The organism is Aeromonas sp. ASNIH1 (genome assembly GCF_002934285.1).
In the GTDB taxonomy this organism is placed as follows: Bacteria; Pseudomonadota; Gammaproteobacteria; order Enterobacterales; family Aeromonadaceae; genus Aeromonas; species Aeromonas caviae.
Window position 1 is genome coordinate 4,024,980 of the sequence record NZ_CP026228.1, and the last position, 21,635, is coordinate 4,046,614.

Here is a 21,635-nt window from a genome sequence, read left to right on the forward strand (position 1 = left end):
CGGCCAGTATAGGGAAACCCGCGGTTTATCAAGATGACATGAATCAAGTTAACCGTGCTTTGACGGGTTTTTCCGGCAGGTGCTGCGGCTTGCCGGTGATGACGTAGAGCACTCCCGCCACCAGACAGACGACACCCACCAGGGTACTCATGGGGGGCATGATCCCGCGCAGCATAAAGGCGTAAAAGAGCCCCGCCAGAGTCTCGAACACGATGAGCGGCCCGACCAGCACGGTCGGCAGGCGCTGGCTCGCTTCGTTCCAGCACAGGGTGCCGAGCCAGGAGCAGAGGAGCCCCACTGCCCCCATCAGCAGCACGAAGCGCAGGGGCGTCGGCCCGAAGGGCAGGGGAAAGTCCGGTGCGCTCAGGGCAAGATGGCCGAGGCTGCCGAGATAGGCAATGAGCGCCACCGGCAGGGTCACCAGCCCCTGGGCGGTGGCCCAGACGGCCGGACTGCGGCCCGGGTGCTCGCGCAGCCAGCGGGCGTTGCGCAGGGGATACCAGGTCCAGCACAGCACGGCGCCCACCGCCAGGGCGAGCCCAAGCAGTTGTTCGGTGCGCGCCTCGGTGTGCCAGGTGAGCTCGGCGCTGTTGACCAGACAGAGGCCGGCCCCCATCAGCACCAGGGACGGGTAGAGCCGGGTGCGGGAGAGGCGACCGTCCCGTGCGCCATAGAGGCGGTTGGCGGCCAGGGCCGTCACCACCGGCAGGGTGCCGATAAACATGGCCGCCAGGGGCGAGCCGATGCGCAAGATGGCCCCCGACAGGCAGAAGTAGTAGAGGAGGTTCCCCACCAGAGTGAGGGCGAGGGCCTCTCGCCAGTCGCTGGCCGAGAGGGCCGCCAAGTGTTTGCGGGCCTGCCAGGCGAGCGGCAGTACGATGAGGCCGAAGGCGAGGTAGCGGCCGCTCGCGAGCAGGGCGGGGGGATAGCCGTCCACTAATAGGGGGGCGACGAAGATGAGCCCCCACATCAGGCCGGCCAGCAGGGCAAACAGGACTCCGATCAACATGTTTCATATCCGGTAAAGAAGAAGGAGGCCAGCCTAGCAGGGGGGAAGGGGGGCGTATTGAACCAGATTGCGCTTTAGCGGCCAGCCTGCACCTGTTTCTGGTAGCGGACCGGGGTGGTGCCATAGCGGCGCAGGAAGGCACGGTTGAGGTGGGACTGATCGGCCAGACCACAGGCGGCGGCCACCTCGGCCGCGGGCAGGCCGGCAGCCAGCCACCCCTTGGCGCGCTGCAGACGGATGGCCATCAGCATCTGCTGGGGGGTGACGTGAAAGCGGGCCTTGAAGCTGCGCTGGAAGTGGTAGGGGCTGAGGTTCACCGAACCGGCCAGCTCGGCCAGGGTAATGGGGCGGGCGAAACAGGCCTGCATATAGTCGATGGCGCGGCCCAGAGGGTGGGCCGCTTCGCGCGGGGCCGCCAGGGCCCGGGCATGGGGGCGTAGGGTCTCGCACACCCTTAGCAGCAGGCCGTCGGCGGCGAGCTCGCTGTCACAGTGCCAGAGGGCATCCAGGGCCGCCTGCAGGACGGGGGCAGTGCGCGGATCGCTTCGCACGGCATCGGTGAAATACCAGTCGCGCTCGCCGCTGATGGCCTCGAGCCGATCGGCGGGCAGGTAGAGCATGCGATAGCGCCACCCTTGCTCGCAGGCTGACTCGCCCGTGTGCAGCTCATCGGGGTTCATCAGCACCAGGCTGCCGGGACCGGCCAGGAGCTGGCTGCCGCGATAGCGAAAGCGCTCGGCACCGCACTCGATGACACCGAGGCCAAACCCCTCGTGACTATGGGGATCGAAGATGTGGTGCTGGATGTGGGCGCGATAGAGCTCGGTCGCAGGCTGCCCCGGCAGGGCGCGAAAATCGGCCCTGTCGTGCTGATGGGTAAAGTTGACCGGCACTCCTTGCATCCTGACCTCCTGTCAATGAGCCTTCATCATAGGGCGCTGCGGGGTGGCGGCCAAGTCTAGGCCTGTGAGGCGCACTCGCGCTCGAGGGCGGAGCGGATCTCCTCTGCGGTCTTGATGGTGCGGATGCGGCGAAACAGCTCGTCGGCCTGGGGGTATTCCCGCACTATGTAGGAGAACCACTGCTTGATGCGGCTCGGGTAGTAGTCGGCCTTGTCGCTCGCCAGATCCTGCTCGGTGTAGGTCACCATCAATTGCAGTACCTCGGCCCAGCTCATGTGGGCACACCCCGTCTTCATCACGTTGGCCAGGTTGGGCAGGGAGATGGCGCCCCGGCCCACCATGAGGGCATCGCAACCGGACACCCGGGCACAGGTCAGGGCATCGGCATGGTTCCAGATCTCGCCGTTGGCGGTGACGGGGATGGGCAGGGCGCGGCGGATGGCGTCCACGTACTCCCAGTGGGCCGGCGCCTTGTAGCCTTCGCGCTTGGTGCGGGCATGCACCGCCAGCTCGTTGGCCCCCCCCTGATAGACGGCCTGGGCGTTGTCCAGATAGAGATCCTTGTCATCGTATCCCAGGCGGATCTTGGCGCTCACCGGCAGGTGGGCAGGCACGGCCTCCCGCACCGCCTTGACGATGCGATAGACGGTCTCGGGTTCCTTGAGCAGCACGGCGCCCCCCTTGCTCTTGTTGACCGTGGGGGCAGGGCAGCCGAAGTTGAGATCGACCCCGGGAGAGCCGAGCTCGATGGCCCGTATGGCATTTTCTGCCAGCCACTCCGGATGTTGTCCCAGCAGTTGCACCCGTACCGGGGTCCCTGCACGGGTCTTGCCATCCTGTTTCAGCTCGGGGCAGAGGCGATGGAAGACCTTGGCGGGCAGCAGTTGATCGACCACCCGGATGAATTCACTGACGCAGAGGTCGTAATCATTGACGGAGGTGAGGACCTCCCGCATCAGGTGATCCAGCACCCCCTGCATGGGGGCCAAAATAACGCGCATAGCTGCTTCCGAAGACAAGGGGAGAAAAAAGAGCGCAGATTGTAGTGGCAATGGCCGGGATTGTCAGCCGTCTGCCCACTCGATGGCCCCCATCGACGGCCGCAGACTGGGCCAGGCTGTCAGCTTCCGGGCCAACTCTGTTAGGCTACAGGCAGAGATACATGCAGAGGAGTACCCATGAAACGCTGGTGTCTGATGGCCCTGGGCTGGCTTGCCTTCGCCACCGGGATAGTCGGGATAGTCCTGCCCCTGCTGCCGACCACCCCTTTCATGTTGCTGGCGGCGGCGCTGTTTGCGCGCTCCTCCCCCCGCTTTCATGGCTGGTTGCTGGCGCATCCCTGGTTTGGCCCCCCCATCCTCGACTGGCAGCAGTATCGCGGCATTCGCCGTCATGCCAGACGCCGCGCCATCATCTTCATCCTGATCTCGTTCTCGGTATCGCTGCTGGTGGTGCCGTTGCCCTGGGTGAGGTGGCTGCTGGTTGTCATAATGGTGATCCTGCTCACCTGGTTGATGCGTCTGCCGGTGCTGGAGCCGGTTGCAATGAAGAAGTGAAATCCCTAAGCTATCGCGGCAATAATGCTATGGAGTCGGCTCGTCATTTTTGCGTGACGGGCCTTTTTATTGCCCCCAGGCGGAGACCCCGTGCGCCGCCATGGCAGGGCTCAAAAAATAAGCGGTCAAATAATGAATCCGGAAACCCTGAAGTTTATCGAAGCGAGCATCAAGACCATTCCCGACTATCCGAAGCCGGGCATTCTGTTTCGCGACATCACCAGCCTGATCGAGAATGCCGAGGCCTTCAAGGCCACCATCGATCTGCTGGCCGATCATTACCGTGATCAAGGCATCACCAAGATTGTCGGCACCGAGGCCCGTGGCTTCATCTTCGGCGCCCCGGTTGCCTACGCCATGGGGCTGGGGTTCGTGCCGGTGCGCAAGCCGGGCAAGCTGCCCCGCGCCGTCATCGAGGAGTCCTACGCCCTGGAGTACGGCACCGACACCCTGCAACTGCACACCGATGCCATCGTGCCCGGTGACAAGGTGCTGGTGGTGGACGATCTGCTGGCCACCGGCGGCACCGTCGATGCCACCGTCAAGCTCATCCGCCGCGCCGGCGGTGAGGTAGCGGATGCCGCCTTCATCATCTCCCTGCCGTCCCTGGGCGGTGATGCCCGCCTGACCGCCGCTGGCGTCAAGGTTGTCTCTCTGGTGGAACTCGCGGGGGCGTAAATCGCCCCTTCGCGCGGCAGGCCTCGTCACCCTGCTTTCTGCCGCAAACCGGTGCCTGAACGGGCACCGGTTTGAAATTCAAGCGATCCCTCCCAAGGCGGCGCATCCCCCATACAGCCAGCCCTCCATTTGTGTTAGCATCCAGCCTCAATGCCTCGTTTCCCAGCATCGAGATCTATGAGCTATCAGGTTTTGGCGCGCAAATGGCGCCCCCATACGTTTGAACAAGTGGTCGGCCAGCAACATGTGCTGACTGCCCTGACCAATGCCCTGGATCAGGGACGGCTTCACCATGCCTACCTGCTGAGCGGGACCCGCGGGGTGGGCAAGACCACCATCGCCCGCATTCTGGCCAAGAGTCTCAACTGCGAGCAGGGGATCAGCAGCCATCCGTGCGGTGTGTGCGATACCTGCCGCGAGATCGATCAGGGCAATTTCGTCGATCTGCTGGAAATCGATGCGGCGTCCCGCACCAAGGTGGAAGACACCCGCGAACTGCTCGACAACGTGCAGTACCGTCCGGCCCGTGGTCGTTTCAAGGTGTACCTCATCGATGAAGTGCACATGCTGTCGCGCCACAGCTTCAATGCGCTGCTCAAAACCCTGGAAGAGCCGCCCCCCTATGTGAAATTCCTGCTGGCCACCACGGATCCGCAGAAGCTCCCCATCACCATCCTCTCGCGCTGCCTGCAGTTTCATCTCAAGAGTCTGGATCAGACCCAGATTGCCAGGCAGCTCGAATGGGTGCTGGACCAGGAGGGCCAACCCTTCGAGCCTCGCGCCCTGCTGGCCCTGGCCAAGGCGGCCGACGGCAGCATGCGCGATGCCCTGAGCCTCACCGATCAGGCGTTGGCCCACGGCAACGGCAGCGTGCGCCTGGAGAGCGTGCTCACCATGCTGGGGACCCTCGATCATCACCACCTGCATCAGTTGCTGGAGGCGGTGCTGCGCCAGGATGCCCCGGCCACCATGGCCAAGATCACCGAGATAGCGACCCTGGGACCGGATTTCGACCAGCTTCACGCCGAGCTGGAAGCCTTGCTCCACCGGGTGGCCATGGCGCAACTGCTGCCTGCGAGCGTGCAGGAGCAGGGGGCGGATGCCGATGCCTTGCTGCAGCTAGCCGGAGCCATGAGCCCGGAAGAGGTGCAGCTCTGCTATCAAATCGTGCTGGGGGGGCGCAAGGATCTGCCCTGGGCCCCTGACGGACGCACCGCACTGGAAATGACCTGTCTGCGGATGCTGGCCTTCTCGCCCCGGCGCGAGGTGGTCCATCCCGCCAACCTGGCGGCCCAGCCTCTCATGACAGGGCACCCCGGCGTGATGGCGGCTGCGAGGGAAAGCGCGCCGCTCCTGCCGGGAAAGCCCCAGGGGGCTGAGCCGGCCCCGGCTGCCAGTGCAGCACCACAGGCTCCCGCCGCGCCAGCATCGGTCCTTGAGGCCGAGCACGTCGCCCCCGCACTCAAGGCGGAGGAGGGCGCAGTGCTGGATCCGCTCTTTGCCGAGCAGGATGAGCTGCTGCGCGAGGCCGAACGGATGGGCTACGAGGCCGCGGTGCCCACCAGTCCGCCTGCAGAGCCAGCCTCTGCGCCGTTGGCGGCGGATGACACCGGGCAGACGCAGCAGGTTGAGGTCCAAGGGGAAGACGTTGCCATCTCTTCGACCTCCAGCATGCAGAGCCTGCTTGGCAAGCGCAATCTGCTGCGAAGCCGCCTGCGTGGCGAGCAGAGTGCAAACGCCGCGCCTGCCCGGGTCACTCCCGTCAAACCGGTGGCCGCGACCAAACCGGCCCCGATGCCTGCCGTCGCAACTTCACCCCAGACCGAGGTGCAACCAGCGGCGCGGCCCGAGATGCCGGGGCAGGGACCTGCCTTGCAAACAGGGTATGACGACCTGCCCCCTCTCGATGCCTATGAAGAGGGGGCCAGTGACTACGAAGAGTATCTGAATCAGGGGTTTGACGAGGGGTTTGCCTGTGCCCCGTTGCCCACGCGGGCAGTGACTTCCGCCCAGCCAGCTCCCGCCACTATGGCACCTCCTTCGCAGGAGGATCTGCCGCCCTGGGATCTGGGCGCTGACGCCGGCAGCGCGGATGCGGCGGCACCTGTGGTTGCCGCTATGGTGCCTGCCGCGCCTCCAGTGGCTGCCAGCGAGCCTCAGCCCGCCATTGCGTTGATGGAGACCATCGACTGGGATGCCCTGGAGAGCGACGCCCAGCCCGAGGAGGAGGGGGAGGTCGCCCGTCTGATCCCCTCGTCCTTGCTGGTCAATTGCGGGGACGCCTGGGCCGAGCTCATCGCCCGCACCGGGGTGGGGGGTCGGCTGCGTCAACTGGCCATCAACGCGGTGATGACCCGGGAAGGCAATCGGGTCTCCCTGCTGCTCAAACCCGAGCAGCGCCATCTGGTGAGCGACAAGGCCCGCGCCGATCTGGCCGAGATCATCGGTCCCGAGCTGGGCGGCCCGGTTCACATCGATGTGACCCTGGGCTCGGATCCCGCGCGGGAGACGCCGCTCGAGATAGAGCACCGTCTCTATCTCGGGGTGCGTGAACAGGTGAGCCGGGATCTGGCGGCGGATCCCAACGTACAATTCTTGCAGCAGCGTTTCGGCGCCGTGCTCCATCCCGAGAGCATCGAACCCCTGAGTCGCTGAGTTGCGCTGAAAAAACCGTGCCGGGGCTTGCCCCCGGTTGAAAAGATTTTTGGCTGCCCCCACTTAGGGCAGATGAACCCACAGCCCGGCGCTGGATGCCGGATTTCAAGACGAGAGACGATCTATGTTTGGTAAAGGTGGAATGGGTAACCTGATGAAACAGGCCCAACAGATGCAAGAGCGCATGCAGAAGATGCAAGAGCAGCTGGCCCAGATGGAAGTGGTCGGTGAGGCGGGCGCAGGCATGGTCAAGGTGACCATGGCCGGCAGCCACAGCGTGCGTCGTATCGAGATCGATCCCAGCCTGATGGAAGATGACAAGGAGATGCTGGAAGATCTGGTCGCCGCCGCCGTCAATGACGCCGTGCGCCGCGTGGAAGAGCAGAACAAGGCCAAGATGGGCGAGCTGACCGGCGGCATGCAACTGCCCCCGGGCTTCAAAATGCCCTTCTGAGGATACTGCCCGTATCCGTTTCTCCTCCTCTGGGAAGGGGAAAAATGAAAAGGCCAGAGCCAAGCTCTGGCCTTTTGCATGTCGGCACACCCGGGAACGGCCATGCACAGATCATGGCGGGAGCGGCGCACTTGCCTGCCCCAGGGGGGAGAAGCCCTCGACCAGATGATCGATGAGGGCGCGGATGGCAGGCAGCAGACCGCGGCGTGAGGGGAAGACCGCGTGGATCACCTCCTGGCGCGGTGCCCAGTCGGGGAGCAAACGCACCAGCCGGCCATCGGCCAGGGGCTCATTCATCATCATGGTGGGCAGTTGCACGACCCCGAGCCCGTCGATCGCCCCCTGACGCAATGTCTGCATGTCGGTGGTGGCAAAGCGGGGGCTGTGGTGCTGTTTGACTCGGGCCCCATCGGGGCCCTGCAGGGTCCAGTGATGGCCTTCCAGGCTGGCGCCATGACCGAGGCTCGGCCATGACAGCAGATCTGCGGGGGCCCGGGGCATGCCGAGTGACGCGACAAGGGCCGGGCTTGCCACCAGACACTGGGTCGCATAGCCCAGCACCCGCATGGCGAGCTCGCTGTCCTCCAGGGGCAGTGGTCGCACCCTGAGCGCCATGTCCAACCCCTCCGCGACCAGATCCACCGCCCGGTTGACCCCGACGAGCTGCACCTTGACGCTGGGATGGGCCAGGGCGAAGGAGACCAGCATCCTCCCTACGTGGGCGTGCAGCAGATCGATGGGGCAGGCGATGCGCACCAGACCGCAAGGCTCGCTCTGGGTCGCGGCGATGAGATCCTGCGCCGCATCGGCTTCCACCAGCATGGCCCGGCAACGGGTGTAATAAGCCTGCCCGAGTTCGGTGACGGTGAAGCTGCGGGTGGAACGCTGGATAAGACGCACCCCGAGTCGCTCCTCCAGCATGGCGATGCGGCGGCTGAGCCTGGACTTGGGCATGCCGAGGGCCCTGCCGGCCTGGGCAAAGCCCCCGTGATCCACCACCTGGACATAGAAATAGAGGTCGTTGAGATCCTGTTGCATGGGGTTATCGTTCACAAAATAGGACGCTGATGGCAAATTTTACGTCTACCGGACGCAGCGTTCCAGACTCACAATGCGAGCCACGACACATCCCGTGACGATCACCCAGGAGAGCATCATGAAAAGAGTCATCGGTATTTACAGCGCCCCTCGACAACACTGGGTTGGCGACGGATTCCCGGTTCGCTCGCTGTTCTCGTATCAGACCCATGGCCGCGCCTTGAGCCCCTTCCTGCTGCTGGACAGGGCTGGCCCGGCACATTTCGAGCCCGCCGATCATGCCAGGGGCGTGGGGGAACACCCGCACCGTGGCTTCGAGACGGTCACCATCGTCTATGAAGGGGAGGTCGCCCATCGCGACTCGACCGGCCAGGGGGGGATCATCGGTCCGGGAGACGTGCAGTGGATGACGGCCGCCGCCGGCATCATGCACGACGAGTTCCACTCCCAGGGATTCACCCGTCGTGGTGGCACCCTCGACATGGTGCAGCTCTGGGTCAACCTGCCCGCCAAACACAAGATGTCGACGCCCGGTTATCAGGGCATCACCAGCGACACCATCCCGCAACTGAGCCTCAAGGAGGGCGATGTGCGGGTGCGCATCATCGCCGGGAACGATGCCGGGTTGCAACAAGGCGAGGTAGAGGGGCCAGCCCGAACCTTCTCGCCCATGAACATCTGGGATCTGCGGCTCAAGGGCGGGGCCAGCGTGGTGCTGCCGGCGGTAGCGGGATGGAACAGCGCCTTGGTGGTGCTCAAGGGCTCTCTCTTTATCAACGGTCAGGAGCGCGCGGGCGAAGCACAACTGGTGCTGCTCGATCCCAACGGTGAGGAGTTCATGCTGGAGGCGGAAGGCGAGGCGAGCTTGTTGCTGCTGAGTGGCGAGCCCATCGATGAACCCATCGTGGGTTATGGCCCCTTTGTCATGAACAGCGAGGCAGAGATCCATCAGGCGATAGATGATTTCAACAGCGGCCGGTTCGCCGTCATCGCCCCCTGAGACAATCCCGATAAAAACAAAGCGCCTGATGGCGCTTTGTTTTTTTATGAGCCCTGGTCAACCGAGCCAGCCGAGGGCCAGCGCCAGCCTGCCGCACAAGGCGGCTAGCAGGATGCCAAGCAGGGTGCGCAGCAGCCAGATCACCACCAGCTGTCCCACGCTCACCGGGATCCGGGTGGCCAGGATGCAGGGGATGGAGGCAGAGAAGAAGAGCACCGAGCTGACCGAAACCACGGCTGCGACATAGCGCACCAGCAGGTCGGCATCCTTGAGCAGGATGGCGGGCAGGAACATCTCGGCCAGACCGGCAGAGAGGGCCTTGGCGGTGGCGAGCGGTTCGCCGAGATCCAGCAGCCAGGTCAGTGGCCAGAGCAGCCAGCCCAGCAGATCGAACAGGGGAGTGTGCTTTGCCAGCAGCAGGCCCAGCAGACCGACGGACAGTATGGTGGGCACCACGGCAGCGGCCATGTGAAGACCGTCCCTGAGGTTGTCCTTCAATTGCCGCAGCAGTGGATCTGCCTGGTGGGACTGGGTCAGGCCGCAGGTGAGGGCCGCCTGCCAGCGGCTCATGCCAGCCGGTAGCGGCTCGTCGGTCTCCCCATGGTGAGCCAGGCGGCTGATGGGAGGAACGCGCGCCAGGATGGCGGTGATGACGAAAGTGATCACCAAGGTGGACCAGAAGTAGAAGTTCCAGTGTCCCATCAGGTTGAGGGTCTTGGCCACGATGATCATGAAGGCGGCCGAGACGGTGGAGAAGCCGGTGGCGATGATGACGGCTTCTCGCACCGTGTACTTGCCTGCGAGGAAGACCCGGTTGGTGATGAGCAGGCCCACCGAGTAACTGCCGACGAAAGAGGCGACCGCATCGATGGCGGAGTGACCCGGCGTGCGCCACAGGGGGCGCATCACGGGTTGCATCAGCACCCCGATGAATTCCAGCAGGCCGAAACCGAGCAGGAAGGTCAGGGCCATGGCGCCGATAGGCACGATGAGACCCACTGACATGGCCAGTTTGTCGAACAGGAAGGGGAGGCGATCCGGGGTCATCAACCAGGCAGGGCCCCAGTCTGTGACATACAAAATGGCCAGGGCCAGTCCGAGCAGCTTGAACAGGCTCAATACCCTGTCGATGGGACGGGCACGCCAGCGGCCATCCAGCAAGGGGGTGATGGCGCCATAGGCGATGAGCAAGAGAATGAGGGTCAGGGCAAGGGGGCGCTGGGCAATCAGAAAGCCGGCCAGGTGATCCACCACTATGGTGCTGCGCCCGCCAAGCTCGAAGGGCACGAAAAAGATGGCGATGCCAAGCAGACTGGCCAGCAGCAGCTTGATGCCGGTCCCTGATCCTGCCGGTGCAGTGAGCGTGTGTTCAGGTTCCATTTTCTCTCCTTGTGATCCGCATGGTTCAATTCCGTTGAGGGGATGATTTGTATATACAATATCGTTCGAAGCTCAAAATGGAAACACCAAAGCTACCAAAATGCAACATGTGAATCGGTGTGGATGCAGATGACCCCAAGATTGAAAAGCGTGATCTTGGGGGGAAGAGGGGTCGGGATGGCGAGTAGGTGGTGAGACATCAAGAGGCAAAACAGGGCGGTAAGCGACCAGCGCCAGGAAAAACATGAGCGGCTATTTACCCTTTTTGGCCATATTCATTCATGAGCCTATATTCATGACTATTTATGAATAAATCATAAACCCTTTGTTCATTTGACTACTTTTCGACTATCCCATTGCAGAGTAAGATGCCTCTTCAATAAAAATAAGAATTAGGAGTTCGGGTGTGAAGGCATTAGAGAAAGAAAGGATATCGCCCTATATCAGCCAGTTATACGAGTGCGGTATTAATGATTCTGACATTAAGCTCGTCGTGGACCAATTTCGCGCCGACGTTTCCTGCAGTTCATCCCTGTTTTTATTGCGGGATGATGACAAGAGCGACGGAATAAAGCTTTTTTCCAGCGGTCTGACCGAGGCCCAGCAGCAGTTTTACCTGCAACATCATCGCCAGGATGTGTGGTTCAACCATTACCAGGATAAAGGGTGCAAGGGGATCGTCAGCGCCAACAGCATTTCAAGCTCGGTGGGCCTGCTGGCAAGTTTCGGCGCCCAATTCGCCGCCGGCGGCGTCTGCCTGGTGAAAGGGCGTGGGCTGAGCAGCCTGTGCAGTTACCGTGGTGCAGCGCAAGATGATTTCAGCAGTCGCGACCTCACCTCGCTCTCGGAAATCTATTCCGGACTGGCGGCCTGGAGCCACCATTATTGGAACTTGCTGGCCCTGGAAACCCAGAACTATCAGTTGCAACAGCTGGTGAAAAACCATAATAAGCCCAGCGCCATCATAGACGACAAGGGGTATATTCATTATTCCAATGTGGCCTTCAACCGTATCGCCGATGAAAATGTGGAATTGCGGGCCATCAATGGCATTTTCTCTTTGCAGAATAAGGAGCAGCAACGCCAGCTCAAGGAGATCCTCAATGGCTTTGCCTATTTGCTGCCCGGCGCCAGCGCCTATATGTCCATTCCCCGTCAGCCTAACCTGCGTCCGCTGCTGGTCCAATGCACCCTGATGAGCGGACTCAGCCGCTTTGAACGCTATGTGGAAGTGGTGCTGCGTGACCCCGAGCACGCCTTCAACCCCGACATCGAAGCGCTGGCCAGCCTCTATCCCCTCACCATTGGCGAGAAGGAGCTGCTGGTGCTGATGAGCAAGGGTTACAGCAGCAACGACATCGCGGAGCTGCGCGGTGTCAAGGTGGAAACTGTGCGCTCCACCCTGAAAGGGGTGTTCAAGAAGACCGACTGCCACAGCCAGAACGAGCTCTTGCTCTTGCTGCAATCCATCTCCTGATCCATGCGGACTATGCTTGGAGTGAGCCGGACATAGTGCCCGGCTCTTGCCTCCCCTCGGGAGGCTCGTTGGGGGAAAGCGTCATGGAATCACTCAAAGCAAAGGACTACATGCAGACCAAGCCCATCACCTTCAGCGCAGAGATGATGGTACAGGCGGCGGTGGAAAAATTTCTCAACAGTCATCAGTTGGGCGGCCCCGTAGTGGACAGCCAGGGACATCTGATTGGCTGGGTCTCCGAGCAGGATTGCATCGCCGTCATGCTCAAGGAGGCCTACCACTGTGAACAGGTGGCCCAGGTCAGGGATGTGATGCGCAAGGAGGTGCTGGCAGTCGGCCCCGACACCAGCATCCTGGATCTGGCGGAGATGATGATGGGTCAAAAGCCCAAGATCTATCCTGTGGTGGAGGAGGGGCGCCTGCTCGGGGTCATCAACCGCCACAATGTGATGCAGGCCATCCACGCCCAGCTTGGCACCTGTTTCGTGCATCAGGCCAGAGTCTGAGCGGTGTTGTCTGGTTGTTTTCAAAGAGCAGGCCCCGGCCTGCTCTTTCCATCCGTGGCGGTCATGACGCCACCGGCTTGATGTGCTGGCGCGGCGCTTTAAGGCTTGCACCGCCCTGCCTCGCTCTTTAGGATCTCCCCCAGCTATCGATATGGCCCTTGATGGGCACTCTTTTAAGGAATTCGTACCTTGTCTCTCTCTATCGAGGCGCTGCGCCGCCGTCTTACCGCCTGCATGAATCTCGACGCCCGCCGTCTCTCCAGTCGACTGCACGGGGTCAAGAAGCTGCCGGAAGCCAAGCAGGCTGCCGTGCTCGAGACCATCGCCGCTGACCTGGATGTGGCACAGGCGCGCTACCAGTCCCGTCTGGCGGGCGTGCCCAAGGTCACCTATCCGGACAATCTGCCAGTCAGCCAGAAGCAAGGGGAGATCGCCAAAGCCATTGAAGAGCATCAAGTGGTGATCATCGCCGGCGAAACCGGCTCGGGCAAAACTACCCAGATCCCCAAGATCTGTCTGGCGCTCGGGCGCGGGGTCAAGGGCTTCATCGGCCACACCCAGCCACGCCGTCTGGCGGCCCGTACCGTCGCGGCCCGTATTGCCGAGGAGATGGAGTCCGAGCTTGGCCACTACGTGGGTTACAAGGTGCGCTTTACCGATCAGGTGAGCGAGCAGACCCACATCAAGCTGATGACCGACGGTATCCTGCTGGCGGAGATCCAGAATGACCGGATGCTGACCCAGTACGACACCATCATCATCGATGAGGCCCACGAACGCAGCCTCAACATCGACTTCATTCTGGGCTATCTCAAGCAACTGCTGCCCAAACGCCCGGATCTGAAGGTGATCATCACCTCGGCAACTATCGACCCGCAACGTTTCTCCCGCCATTTCAACAAGGCGCCGGTGATCGAGGTGTCAGGTCGCACCTATCCGGTGGAGGTGCGCTACCGCCCGCTCGTCAGTGATAAAAGCGACGGGCTGGAGGAGCGCGACGAACTGCAGGGGATCTTCGATGCGGTGGAAGAGCTGGCACGCGAAGGGCTGGGTGACATCCTCATCTTCATGAACGGCGAGCGGGAGATCCGCGATACTGCCGATGCCTTGCGCAAGCTCAACCTGCGCGATACCGAGGTGCTGCCGCTCTACGCCCGCCTCTCCAACGCCGAGCAGAACAAGGTGTTTCAGCCCCACGCCGGTCGGCGTATCGTGCTGGCCACCAACGTGGCGGAGACCTCGCTGACGGTGCCGGGCATTCGTTACGTCATCGATCCGGGTACGGCCCGCATCAGCCGCTACTCCTGGCGTACCAAGGTGCAGCGCTTGCCCATCGAGCCGGTCTCCCAGGCCAGTGCCAACCAGCGTAAAGGGCGCTGCGGTCGGGTGGCGGATGGTATCTGTATCCGCCTCTACTCCGAGGAGGATTTCAATAGCCGTCCCGCCTTTACCGACCCCGAGATCCTGCGCACCAACCTGGCATCGGTCATCCTGCAGATGCTGGCGCTCGGCCTTGGCAATATGGAGGCGTTCCCCTTCGTCGAGCCACCCGAGTCACGCCATATCAAGGACGGTCTGACCCTCTTGAAAGAGCTGGAGGCGGTGCGTGAGCTGCCCGCCACCGGCGATCGCGAAGCGAAACTTCAGTTGACCGAGACCGGTCGCCAGCTCTCGCGCATTCCCCTTGATCCGCGTCTGGCGAAGATGGTGATCAGCGCGGCGCAGACCGGCTGCCTGAGCGAGGTGATGGTGATCACTGCCGCCCTCAGCATTCAGGATCCCCGCGAGCGGCCCATGGAGAAAAAGCAGGCCGCCGACGAGCAGCACAGACGTTTTGAGGACAAGGAGTCCGACTTCCTCGCTTTTGTTAACCTGTGGAATTACCTGAAAGAGCAGCAGGATAGCCTTGGCAGCAATCCATTCCGCCGCATGTGCCAGAAGGAGTTTCTCTCCTACCTGCGGGTACGTGAATGGCAGGACATTCACTTCCAGCTGCGTCAGACGGTCAAGGAGCTGGGTTTTAAAGCCAACCAGGAACCGGCAGACTTCAAGACGGTGCACTGCGCGCTGCTGACCGGCCTCTTGAGCCATATCGGCAACAAGGATCTGGAAAAGCCCGAGTTTCTCGGCGCCCGCAACGGCCGCTTCCACCTGTTCCCGGCCTCGGGTCTGTTCAAGAAGCCGCCCAAGTGGGTGATGGCCGCAGAATTGGTGGAGACCTCGCGCCTCTACGCTCGCATCAATGCCAAGATTGAGCCCGAGTGGGTGGAGCCGCTGGCAGGCCACCTCATCAAGCTGCACCACAGCGACCCACATTGGTCGAAGAAAAACGGCGCCGTAATGGCCAAGGAGAAGGTGACCCTCTATGGTCTGACCTTGGTCAACGAGCGCACCATCAACTTCAGCCGTATCGATCCGGCGTTGTGCCGCGAGCTGTTTATCCGCCGCGCCTTGGTGGAGGGGGATTTCGAGACCCGTCACCGTTTCTTCAGCGACAACCGCAAGCTCCTGGCCGAGGTAGAGGCGCTGGAGCACAAGTCCCGTCGTCGCGACATTCTGGTGGATGACGAGGACTTGTTCCGCTTCTACGATGCTCGCTTGCCGGAGGATGTGATATCAAGCCGTCACTTCGACAAGTGGTGGAAAGAGGCGCAAAAGCGGGATCCCGAGCTGCTCAACTTCGAAAAAGAGATGCTGATGAAGGGAGATGCGGCCCACATCAGCGATCTCGACTACCCCAACTTCTGGCAGCAGGGGCGCCTCAAGCTGAAATTGACCTACCAGTTCGAGCCGGGGGAGGCGGCGGATGGCGTGACCCTGCATATCCCGCTGCCGCTCCTGAATCAGGTGGAGGTGAAGGGGTTCGAGTGGCTGATCCCGGGGCTGCGTCACGAGCTGCTCGTCGCTCTCATCAAGTCGATGCCAAAGCCGATGCGCAAGAACTTCGTGCCTGCGCCGAACTATGCCGATGCACTGCTCGCCAGCATCAACCCCGAGCAGGGGCCGCTCTTGGATGAGATGGAGCGTCAGCTGCGCCGGATGACCGGCGTGACCGTGCCCCGTGAATCCTGGGACTGGTCTGCGGTGCCCGATCACCTGAAACTCACCTTCCGTGTGGTGGACGACAAGCACAAGAAGGTGGCGGAAGGCAAGGATCTGGAGGCATTGAAAGAGTCGCTGCGCGGCAAGGTGCAGGAGACCCTGTCGCAAGTGGCGGACGACGATATCGAGCAGTCTGGCCTCACCCTGTGGAGCTTTGGCGAGCTGCCCCAGGAGTACAGTCAGAAGCGCGGTGGGTTCGAGGTGAAAGCCTATCCGGCCCTGGTGGATCAGAAGGATTCGGTCGCCATCCAGCTGGTGGAGAGTCCGGTGGTGCAGCAGCAGCTGATGTGGGCTGGCCAGCGTCGGCTGGTGCTGCTCAACGTGCCATCTCCCATCAAGTACCTGCAGGAAAAGCTGCCCAACAAGGCCAAGCTCGGGCTCTATTTCAACCCGTTTGGCAAGGTGGCCGAGCTGATTGACGACTGCATCGCCTGTGGCTGTGACAAGCTGATTGAGCAGCACGGCGGCATGGCGTGGGACGAAGCCGGCTTTGAGGCGCTCAAGGAGTATGTCCGCGCCGAGCTCAACGATGCGGTGGTGGAGGTTGCCAAGCAGGTGGAAGCCGTGCTGACCCTCTCCCATGAGATCAAGAAACGGCTCAAGGGCAAGATGCAGCTCGACACTGCCTTTGCCATGTCCGACATCCAGCAGCAGCTCGGCAACCTGATCCACAAGGGCTTTGTCACCGAGACCGGCTGGCAACGGCTGCCTGACTTGCTGCGCTACCTGCGGGCCATCGAGCGGCGCCTCGAGAAGCTGGCCATCGATCCCAACCGGGATCGGGTCTACATGCTCAAGGTGCACAGCGTTGAGTCGGAGTACAAGGCACTGCTCGCCAAGATCCCCAAATCCCAGCTTATTCCCACCGAGGTGGCCAATATTCGCTGGATGATCGAGGAGCTGCGAGTCTCCTTCTTCGCCCAGCAACTGGGGACGCCATACCCCATCTCGGATAAACGGGTGCAGAGCGCCATTGCCCAGTGCTAAGCTGCTATCTATCTGTTTTCTGAGCCATAGTGTGAAAGCAACGGGACGCCAAAGGGAAGGGAGGCCGTCATATGCTGGGGATCTGGTTGGGGGTGGCACTGGTCAACATCAGCGGGTATCAACCCATTGCGGAACAAACCTGGGTGCAGCTCAACCCGGAGTTCTATCCGGTGCAGCGCCCCGTGCCGTCCATTTTTGCGGCTTGGCGGGGCAATCAGTTTCCCCCACTTGAACAGAGAAAGAAGAATGGCCGCTGGCAGATCCTCTTTCCTGCCCGGCTGGTGCCCCCCTTCGATCTGTTCGAAGGGGAGGCCCAGCTCTCCAAGGCTTACCTGGCCAGGCTAAAGCGCATCGATGAGATGGCCTATGGCATGGCGCCCCACCAATTAGTACAGCAAGCCGCTTCCTCGGCCCTCTCGTTCGAAGTCCCGGGCGCTGTCGCCTTTGTCGCCGAGTTCTCCCTGCCTCGGGAGAAGAAGGCGCGGATGCCCCTGGGGGAGCCCTTGCTCGCACGGCTTGGGGGGCAGGTCCCCATACAGGCCTTGGCAAGGCGGGGAGATGCACAGCCCATGGCCACCGCAGATTCTGCCCCTGAGCAGGCGACCCTGACTCTTTCCGCCACGGCGGCAGGAGAGGCATCGCGGGTTTGTCATCAGGTGGCGGCGGGAGAGACCCTGTGGCGTATTGCAAGCCAGCTTCAGTCAAAGGAGGCCGGCGGTTCGGATACTTACAGCTATCTGCTGGCGCTGGTGCAGGAAAATCGTGACAGGATGGCCAAAGGGATCCAGGTGCAGGCCGGGCTGCGCCTCTATTGCCCCACAGCGCAGACCCTGGCGCAATTCGATGCCCTGAGCCCGGCCCAGCGACAGCAGCAGTTTGCCCGTCTGGAGCAGGGGCGTTAGGGGATGGCGAGAGGCGTGGTGGAGTGCCTTTTGCCTAGAGAAGAGTGCCGCGGGTTCTTTCCTTGTATCCCCTCCGGGCCCGTGCTAGTATTCGCGCTCGTTTTGCGAGGTGCTGACCGGTCGCAGTCAACACCATACATTCATCTTAAAAGAGATAATCACTATGTCTTTCGTATTCCAAGCTGAAGTCCGTTCTGACCTGGGGAAAGGTGCGAGCCGCCGCCTGCGTCATGCTGACCTGGTTCCTGCCATCGTTTACGGTGCAGGCAAAGAAGCCGTGTCCGTTACCCTGGACCACAAGAAGCTGATCCTGGCCCAAGAGAAGCCGGAGTTCTACTCCTCCGAGCTGACCCTGGTCATCAACGGTGAAGAAGTCAAAGTGAACGTGAAAGCTATCCAGCGTCACCCGGTGCGCTACAAGCTGGTTCACCTGGATTTCGTTCGCGTCTAATCGACAACGAACTTTCCTGTGAAGAGGCCACCCAATCGGGTGGCCTCTTTGTTTTTACAGCATTTTTTCCGGGAAAATAAAATACTCAAACAGCACTATTGGTCTTTACTTGAAGGCATGATTGACAGCAGGACACGTGTTGTGGTGCTCTGATGTTCAAAAAGTACTCGGGCAAGTCCATTTTTCGGGGCGATGTTGACCGTTATGAAAGGAATCGTACGGACATATATCCTGCTGTTTTCACCTATTCTGCTGTTGGTCCTGGCAGGTGGCTATCTGCTGGGCAATGCACTGATCGAGCGCGAACTCTATCGCGTTCGCAGCGATGAGAACACCTTCCTGGCGCTTGCCAGCGGCCGCCTTGACGGCGAGCTGGCGGTGCCGCTGCGCCATGTGCGCAGCATGTCGGAAGAACCCATCCTGCTCGAAGCGGCGGCTCGCAATGACCGTGACACCCTGGCCGTCCAGTTCACCATCCTGCTGAACCGCAATCCCGACTATGCCCAGGTGCGTTGGCTTGCCCCGGATGGCATGGAGCGGGTGCGCATCGATCGCCAGGGCCAGCGTCTGTGGCGTGTGACGGACGACCAGTTGCAGAACAAGGGGGAGCGTTACTACTTTCGCGATGCCATGGCGCTGCCCTGGGAGCGGGTCTACGTCTCGCCGCTCGATCTCAACGTTGAACACGGGGTGATCGATCGCCCCTTCAACCCCATGATCCGCATTGCCAAGCGTCTGCGCCTTGGGGGACGTGATCTTGGTCTGCTGCTAATCAACGTCCAGGCTGCCCGTATGCTCAAGGAGTTTGCCGACAACCGCGGCAAGGCAGCCGATCACATCATGCTGTTCAACCAGGACGGATACTGGCTGCGCAGCCCGGACCCATCCCGGGAGTGGGGCTTCATGCTCGAGCGCCCGGATCTGACTCTGAAGCAGACTTCTCCCCAGGCCTGGCAGGCGTTCTGGGACGCATCAAACGGCCAGATGGAGTCTGCCGACGGACTCTGGAGCTGGACCACCCTGTACCCGGCACAGAATCATGATCAGCTGATCTGGAAAGCCGCGTCCCTGGTGCCGCACAGCGAGCTGCAGGCCATTCGCACTCATATCTGGGGGATCATCTTGGCCGCCAGCGCCGTGCTGCTGCTGTTGTTTGGTGCCGGTGTGGCTGCACTGGTGCGCAGCAGGCACAAGGAGCAACTGGCCCAGCAGGAAGCGGCCAGGTTGGCACAGGTCAAAGGTGATTTCATCGCCAACATGAGCCACGAGATCCGCACCCCCATGAACGCCATCATGGGGCTGACCTACCTGCTCGAACAGGGAGGGCTCGACGATGGTCAGCATGCCCTGGTGCGCAAAATCCACCAGGCCGGGCAGGCGCTGCTCGGGATCATCAACGACATCCTTGATTTCTCCAAGATTGAGTCGGGTCGGCTCGAGCTTGAGCGGGTGCCATTCAGTCTCGAAGAGGTGCTCGATCACGTGGCGGCCATCATGTCCACCTGCGTTGGCCAGAAGCACCTCGAACTGGTGGTGAGCAGTGCCCCCGAGCCGGTTTCCCATCTGATTGGGGACGCCCTGCGCCTCGAGCAGGTGCTGCTCAACCTGACCGGCAATGCCATCAAGTTTACCGAACGCGGCGAGGTGGAGGTCAAGGTTGTGCTGGAATCAGAGCAAGACGGCATGGCCACCTTGCTGTTTCGGGTGCGCGACACCGGGATCGGCATTCCCCCCGAGCAGCAGGCCAACATTTTCAATGCATTCTCCCAGGCAGACTCCTCCACCAGTCGCCGCTTCGGGGGCACCGGGCTTGGTCTGACCATCAGTCGCCGCCTGGTGAACCTGATGGGGGGGACATCGGCGTCACCAGCGAGCTTGGCAAGGGGAGCGAATTCTGGTTCCGCGTCCGGCTGGAGCAGGTGGAGCGGCCCGAGGCCTTGAACGAGCGTCTGCAGCACATCGCGCTGCTCATCGCCGACGACAATCAGGTGACCCGCGACGCCCTGTCGATGACGGTGGGTTCCCTCGGATGGCAGTCGCGGGTGGTGGAATCCGGTGAGCAGGCGTTGCACCATCTGCTGCGCCAGGGGGAGCGTTTCGACGTGATCCTGCTCGACTGGATCATGCCGGGCATGGACGGGCTCGAGACCTGCCTGGCCATTCGCCGCGCCTTCGAGCAGCAGGAGCGTTCACCCATCATCATCATGGCGACCGCCTATTCCCAGGATGAACTGATGCACCGCCCCGGCTCGGAACAGGTGGATCTGGTGCTGCACAAACCAGTCACCGGCTCCAGTCTTTACAATGCGGTGGCGCGTCTCATCCACGAGAAGCGCGAGCATGTGGAGCCCCTTGAGAGTGGCCAGCGCCGTCTGCGCTTGCCGGGCGTGCACATACTGCTGGTGGATGACAGCGACATCAACCTGGAGGTGGCGACCCGCTTGCTGCAACGGGAGGGGGCCGAGGTGATCTCCGCCATCGACGGGGAGCGAGCCCTGGCCTGCCTGGCAGATCCGGCCCGGCGCATCGATCTGGTGCTCATGGATGTGCAGATGCCGGTGATGGATGGCTACGAGGCGACCCGTCGCCTGCGCCTGCTGCCGGGGCGGGAGGAGACTCCCGTGCTGGCTCTCACCGCAGGGGTATTCAAGGATCAGCGGGAGGCGGCATTGGCCTCTGGCATGAACGACTTCATCGCCAAGCCGCTCGATGTGGAGCAGCTCATCGCGACCTTGCTGCGTTATCTGCCGGATGTTGTCCTGCCGCTCACCGTGAGCGACGAACTACTCACCCACGAGCCGGTGGCCGGCATCGATATCGATACCGGACTGCGCAACTGGGGTGAAGCCTCGGTCTATTTAAATACCTGCGGCGTTTTCGCGATGACTACATGACGGTTGGTACCGTGTTGCCGGACTATATCGCCCAGCACGAGACCGATGCGGCCGCGAGCCTGACCCACAAGCTCAAGGGGGTGGCGGGCAGCCTGTCACTCACCGATGTAGCGCGTATCAGTGCCGAGTTGAACGAGGCCATCGAGCAGGGTGGCGACACCAGCCAGCTTATCGCGCCCTTCCTCGAGGCCCTAGAGCGGGCGCAACACTCCATCGATACCTATGCCGGGCGCGGTCAGCTCCCCGCTGGCCCTGGGGGAGGCGCGGGAGGTCTGCCTGCACGCCCTGCATCAGGCCCTGGTGAGCGAGGATCTGGATCTGATTGAGCCTGCGCTGAGCCAGGCAAGGAGTCACCTGCCTTGTGAACTGGTGAGCGAGATAAGCGCAGCCCTGGAGCTGTTCGATATCCCGTTCGCCACCCGCAAGCTGGAGGCATATCTGGAGGATCGGGAGGAACCTGCGCCATGAGTCGACCGCGCGTGCTGATCATCGACGACGAGCCGAGCAACCTCGGGTTGCTGCGGCAAATCCTCAAGGAGGAGTACAACCTCTTCTTTGCCAAAGGGGGAGAGGAGGGGTTGGCCGCCGTGGGGCGTCATGAGCCGGCACTTATCCTGCTGGACGTGCGCATGCCCGACATGGAT

General features: G+C 62.0%; 15 protein-coding genes and 2 pseudogenes. 12 read left to right on the plus strand and 5 right to left on the minus strand.

Annotated elements, in window-relative coordinates; translation table 11 throughout:
• Positions 1–43: 43 nt before the first annotated feature.
• From C2U37_RS19575 to dusC, 3 genes are all read right to left on the minus strand, one after another.
• Positions 44–1,009: a DMT family transporter gene (locus tag C2U37_RS19575; RefSeq protein ID WP_010674703.1), complete on the minus strand. Its 966-nt coding sequence runs from the start codon at positions 1,007–1,009 to the stop codon at positions 44–46.
• Between the two features lie 74 nt (positions 1,010–1,083).
• On the minus strand, positions 1,084–1,911 hold the full coding sequence (locus tag C2U37_RS19580) for an AraC family transcriptional regulator (protein WP_010674704.1): 828 nt from the start codon (positions 1,909–1,911) through the stop codon (positions 1,084–1,086).
• A 56-nt stretch (positions 1,912–1,967) separates the two neighbouring features.
• Entirely contained in the window at positions 1,968–2,912 is a 945-nt protein-coding gene (gene dusC, locus C2U37_RS19585; RefSeq protein ID WP_042881408.1) for a tRNA dihydrouridine(16) synthase DusC, read from the minus strand.
• 177 nt (positions 2,913–3,089) lie between these two features.
• On the opposite strand from dusC, the gene C2U37_RS19590 reads away from it, so the two are divergent.
• The 4 genes from C2U37_RS19590 (at position 3,090) to C2U37_RS19605 (ending at position 7,254) form a co-directional block, all read left to right on the plus strand.
• Complete coding sequence (locus C2U37_RS19590) at positions 3,090–3,467, plus strand: YbaN family protein (RefSeq protein WP_039039141.1); 378 nt, start codon at positions 3,090–3,092, stop codon at positions 3,465–3,467.
• 132 nt (positions 3,468–3,599) lie between these two features.
• Positions 3,600–4,145, plus strand: a complete 546-nt coding sequence (gene apt / locus C2U37_RS19595; RefSeq protein WP_010674707.1) for an adenine phosphoribosyltransferase — start codon at positions 3,600–3,602, stop codon at positions 4,143–4,145.
• Positions 4,146–4,322: 177 nt separating this feature from the next.
• Positions 4,323–6,800, plus strand: coding sequence for a DNA polymerase III subunit gamma/tau (gene dnaX, locus C2U37_RS19600; protein WP_104452919.1), 2,478 nt, complete (start codon positions 4,323–4,325; stop codon positions 6,798–6,800).
• A 124-nt stretch (positions 6,801–6,924) separates the two neighbouring features.
• The gene (locus tag C2U37_RS19605; RefSeq protein WP_005301028.1) at positions 6,925–7,254 is read left to right on the plus strand and encodes a YbaB/EbfC family nucleoid-associated protein; all 330 of its coding nucleotides are present in this window, start codon (positions 6,925–6,927) and stop codon (positions 7,252–7,254) included.
• Positions 7,255–7,365: 111 nt separating this feature from the next.
• Here the strand turns inward: C2U37_RS19605 and C2U37_RS19610 are convergent, their stop codons facing one another.
• Entirely contained in the window at positions 7,366–8,292 is a 927-nt protein-coding gene (locus tag C2U37_RS19610) for a LysR family transcriptional regulator (RefSeq protein ID WP_104452920.1), read from the minus strand.
• A 118-nt stretch (positions 8,293–8,410) separates the two neighbouring features.
• On the opposite strand from C2U37_RS19610, the gene C2U37_RS19615 reads away from it, so the two are divergent.
• On the plus strand, positions 8,411–9,292 hold the full coding sequence (locus C2U37_RS19615; protein WP_104452921.1) for a pirin family protein: 882 nt from the start codon (positions 8,411–8,413) through the stop codon (positions 9,290–9,292).
• Between the two features lie 57 nt (positions 9,293–9,349).
• Here the strand turns inward: C2U37_RS19615 and C2U37_RS19620 are convergent, their stop codons facing one another.
• On the minus strand, positions 9,350–10,672 hold the full coding sequence (locus tag C2U37_RS19620; protein WP_104452922.1) for a YjiH family protein: 1,323 nt from the start codon (positions 10,670–10,672) through the stop codon (positions 9,350–9,352).
• A gap of 406 nt (positions 10,673–11,078) precedes the next feature.
• On the opposite strand from C2U37_RS19620, the gene C2U37_RS19625 reads away from it, so the two are divergent.
• The 7 genes and pseudogenes from C2U37_RS19625 to C2U37_RS25170 all read left to right on the plus strand — a co-directional run.
• On the plus strand, positions 11,079–12,149 hold the full coding sequence (locus C2U37_RS19625; RefSeq protein WP_104452923.1) for a helix-turn-helix transcriptional regulator: 1,071 nt from the start codon (positions 11,079–11,081) through the stop codon (positions 12,147–12,149).
• A gap of 83 nt (positions 12,150–12,232) precedes the next feature.
• A complete protein-coding gene (locus C2U37_RS19630) occupies positions 12,233–12,655 on the plus strand; it encodes a CBS domain-containing protein (protein WP_010674714.1) in 423 nt (140 codons plus the stop codon).
• A gap of 189 nt (positions 12,656–12,844) precedes the next feature.
• Positions 12,845–16,744 (plus strand): ATP-dependent RNA helicase HrpA, encoded by a 3,900-nt coding sequence (gene hrpA / locus C2U37_RS19635; RefSeq protein WP_104452924.1) that lies wholly within the window; start codon positions 12,845–12,847, stop codon positions 16,742–16,744.
• Between the two features lie 71 nt (positions 16,745–16,815).
• A complete protein-coding gene (locus C2U37_RS19640) occupies positions 16,816–17,646 on the plus strand; it encodes a hypothetical protein (protein WP_104452925.1) in 831 nt (276 codons plus the stop codon).
• Between the two features lie 163 nt (positions 17,647–17,809).
• Positions 17,810–18,097: a 50S ribosomal protein L25 gene (gene rplY / locus C2U37_RS19645; protein ID WP_010674717.1), complete on the plus strand. Its 288-nt coding sequence runs from the start codon at positions 17,810–17,812 to the stop codon at positions 18,095–18,097.
• A 204-nt stretch (positions 18,098–18,301) separates the two neighbouring features.
• Positions 18,302–21,459: pseudogene (locus tag C2U37_RS25310) on the plus strand (response regulator).
• Positions 21,456–21,599 (plus strand): annotated as a pseudogene (locus C2U37_RS25170) (two-component system response regulator); the annotation flags it as partial. The pseudogenes C2U37_RS25310 and C2U37_RS25170, both read left to right, overlap by 4 nt.
• Positions 21,600–21,635 lie beyond the last annotated feature (36 nt).

Coding starts and splice junctions, on each gene's coding strand:
- C2U37_RS19575 (WP_010674703.1), bottom strand. CDS start 1,009: ATGTTGATCGGAGTCCTGTTTGCCCTGCTGGCCGGCCTGATGTGGGGG.
- C2U37_RS19580 (WP_010674704.1), bottom strand. CDS start 1,911: ATGCAAGGAGTGCCGGTCAACTTTACCCATCAGCACGACAGGGCCGAT.
- dusC (WP_042881408.1), bottom strand. CDS start 2,912: ATGCGCGTTATTTTGGCCCCCATGCAGGGGGTGCTGGATCACCTGATG.
- C2U37_RS19590 (WP_039039141.1), top strand. CDS start 3,090: ATGAAACGCTGGTGTCTGATGGCCCTGGGCTGGCTTGCCTTCGCCACC.
- apt (WP_010674707.1), top strand. CDS start 3,600: ATGAATCCGGAAACCCTGAAGTTTATCGAAGCGAGCATCAAGACCATT.
- dnaX (WP_104452919.1), top strand. CDS start 4,323: ATGAGCTATCAGGTTTTGGCGCGCAAATGGCGCCCCCATACGTTTGAA.
- C2U37_RS19605 (WP_005301028.1), top strand. CDS start 6,925: ATGTTTGGTAAAGGTGGAATGGGTAACCTGATGAAACAGGCCCAACAG.
- C2U37_RS19610 (WP_104452920.1), bottom strand. CDS start 8,292: ATGCAACAGGATCTCAACGACCTCTATTTCTATGTCCAGGTGGTGGAT.
- C2U37_RS19615 (WP_104452921.1), top strand. CDS start 8,411: ATGAAAAGAGTCATCGGTATTTACAGCGCCCCTCGACAACACTGGGTT.
- C2U37_RS19620 (WP_104452922.1), bottom strand. CDS start 10,672: ATGGAACCTGAACACACGCTCACTGCACCGGCAGGATCAGGGACCGGC.
- C2U37_RS19630 (WP_010674714.1), top strand. CDS start 12,233: ATGGAATCACTCAAAGCAAAGGACTACATGCAGACCAAGCCCATCACC.
- C2U37_RS19640 (WP_104452925.1), top strand. CDS start 16,816: ATGCTGGGGATCTGGTTGGGGGTGGCACTGGTCAACATCAGCGGGTAT.
- rplY (WP_010674717.1), top strand. CDS start 17,810: ATGTCTTTCGTATTCCAAGCTGAAGTCCGTTCTGACCTGGGGAAAGGT.